At 27.2% G+C, this 2,874-nt stretch carries 1 protein-coding gene; it reads left to right on the top strand.

Features of this window, described 5'->3' with window-relative positions:
- Positions 1-86: 86 nt before the first annotated feature.
- Positions 87-2,645: a carboxypeptidase regulatory-like domain-containing protein gene (locus tag GBZ86_RS14595; RefSeq protein WP_152891855.1), complete on the top strand. Its 2,559-nt coding sequence runs from the start codon at positions 87-89 to the stop codon at positions 2,643-2,645.
- Positions 2,646-2,874: the final 229 nt, after the last annotated feature.

Raw genomic sequence — 2,874 nt, 5'->3', positions numbered from 1 at the left:
TTTATAAAACTCCATAAAATGTATGGAGTGAGATTAGTTCCTAGTTAAATAATTTATTAATAAATATTATGTAAGGAGATTTTTATATGCAAATAAGAAGTGATAAATATAATTTAACCAAATCTTCATTTATAGAAGTTAAAGAAAAAAATTTAGATTTAAAAGTAGATATAAAGCTAGAGGCAGATAGCACTAATGAACTTTTAGGTACATTAATAGTAGGCTCTGTAGTAGATAGTAATAATAACCCTATTAAAGGGGCTATAGTAAAGTTAATAGGGAAGGATTTACAACAATTATATAGAGTTACAACAGATGATCAGGGCAAATATATAATAAGTCATATTCTTTATAGTGAATTATATACTGTGTCTGCAATTACTAACGGAAAATTATTAAGTACTTCGCAGCCCTTTACTCTATCAAATGGTTCAAAAAAAATGATAGATTTCACATTATATGATAGTCCTAATGTGAATTTAGGAGTTATAAATGGAACATTACTAGATTCAAACTCTATAGAAGTTTTTGGTGCAGTAGTATTTTTATATAGTGTTGTAGATAATAACAATATTTTAAAATCATTAACATTTACAGATTCAAATGGAGTTTTTACCTTTTCTCAGTTAAATGAGGGTAATTATTTTATTACAATTTCTAAATTAGGATATGTATCAACACAAATTCAAACCACAGTTACAAAAGGTAATATTTCTCATTTGAATTTAAAGCTAAATAATGATCCTAATGCATCTAAAGGGGTTATCTCTGGAGTTATTACCAATGAATCTAATAAAACTATTTCTAATGCTGATGTGATTTTGTATGAAGTTGATGAAAATAAGAAACTTATTCCATTAGCATATACTAAAACTAATTTTTCAGGTCTTTATACCTTTATTAATATTAAAAAGGGTAATTATATAATTAAATCTAATCAATCAGAGGATGTGGATATTAATAACAATATTCAACCTGAAACACTACCATCAAACTCTTTACAATCTAATGCTCAATCTTTAGATGAATTAGATATAATAAGTTCTATAATAACTAAACCGGAAATGGGTAAGAAAAATTTAGCTTTAGTGCCACCTATGGGATGGAACAGTTGGAATACCTTTGGAGGCAATATAAATGAAACTGTTATAAAAGAAACTGTAGATGCTATGATAAATAAGGGATTAGCTGATGCTGGTTATGAATATGTGGTATTAGATGATGGCTATATTGAAAATTATAGAGATAGTAAAGGAAAATTAGTTACTCATAAAACAAAATTTCCAAATGGATTTAAATTTTTAGCTGATTATATACATGAAAATGGTTTGAAATTTGGTATGTATAATTCAGCAGGCACTGGAACTTGTATGTTTCTTCCAGGCAGCTTTGGATATGAAAAGTCAGATGCTGAGCAATTTGCAGAATGGGAAATAGATTTTTTCAAATATGATTTTTGTAATAATCCTATATCAGAACCTGAACCATATAAAAGCCCTGATGCAAATATGAGAAATATGTACTCTGCTGATATAGGTAATATTAAAGTTTATAAAGATAATTTTTTAATTAACTATAATCCTATTAATCATAAGCTTAGTGGAAAAGCAAAAATAAATTCTAATGGATATTTAGGCTATATAGGAAAAAATGAAGGTGAATCTGAATTAATTGTAAATGTTCCTGAAAATGGAGTTTATAAGTTAGATATAAAATATATTGCAGCTGATAATGGTAGACAAGTTAAGATAGATGTAAATGGGCAAGAAGTGGATTTTTATTATATGAAACCAACTAAAAGTTGGAATATATATGATGCTAGAACATTAATTATAGAACTTAATTTAAATGCTGGAGAAAACACTTTAAAGTTCTACAATCCTTATAATAATAAGCAAGAAGGAAATTTAGATGGTGCTATTAGAAGCTATAGAAAAATGGCTAATGCATTAAATTCTACTGGTAGAAATATTGTATTTAGTGTATGTGAATGGGGAAATAGAGAACCTTGGTTATGGGCCAATGAAATGGGACATATGTGGAGAACTACTGGAGATATTACATTTAATCATGGAAAAGCTACCTGGGGTGAAGTAATGTATATTTATGATAAAAATATAGATTTAGCAAAATATGCAGTTAAAAATGGTTGGAATGACCCTGATATGCTTGTTGTAGGGTTAGAGGGGTTAAATTATGAAGAAAATAAATCTCACTTTACTTTATGGGCAGCTATGGCATCACCTTTAATGATTGGAAATGATATTAGAAATATGAGTTATGAAGTAGCAACCATCTTAACTAACAAGGATATTATTGCTTTAAATCAAGATCCTTTAGGAATACAGGCTTACAAAATAAAAGATGAAGGAGAGTTTGAAGTTTTAGCTAAACCTTTAGAAAATGGTGATGTAGGTATTGTTTTATTTAATAGAAGTAATAGTTTTGCTGACATTTCTGTAACTATTGATGAAATTGTACAAAGTGTTCAATTAGTAAATAAAGAAAATTTCCTATTAGCTAAGAAATATAACACTAAAGAATTGTGGGATAAAACTGAAGGGGTTATAACTACTGAAATTAAGGCATATAGAATACCAGCACATGGTGTTAAAGTCTTTAGAGTTTCGCCAGCAAAAGTATAAAAGTATAAATTTGAGAAAATGAAAATTTTCAAGTAATAGATATAAATTTAACACTTGAAAATTATGAAGGAATGCTAAGTATTTTAATGAGGAAGTGTTTAACTAAAATCATGTAAAACTAGATGAAAGCATTAATAATTTAAGGACAACTAAATAAAATAAATAATAAAAAGTAAAATGGATAATTTATAAATTATCCATTTTACTTTTATAGTATTTTAAGCATAGC

It is taken from the genome of Clostridium tarantellae (genome assembly GCF_009295725.1).
Classification (GTDB): Bacteria; Bacillota; Clostridia; order Clostridiales; family Clostridiaceae; genus Sarcina; species Sarcina tarantellae.
Note: the sequence above shows the minus strand (reverse complement) of the source record. Positions and strands in the feature narration are given on the sequence as shown.

What these genes read in the sequence shown, in the direction of transcription:
- GBZ86_RS14595 (WP_152891855.1), top strand. Translation starts at nt 87, where the DNA reads ATGCAAATAAGAAGTGATAAATATAATTTAACCAAATCTTCATTTATA.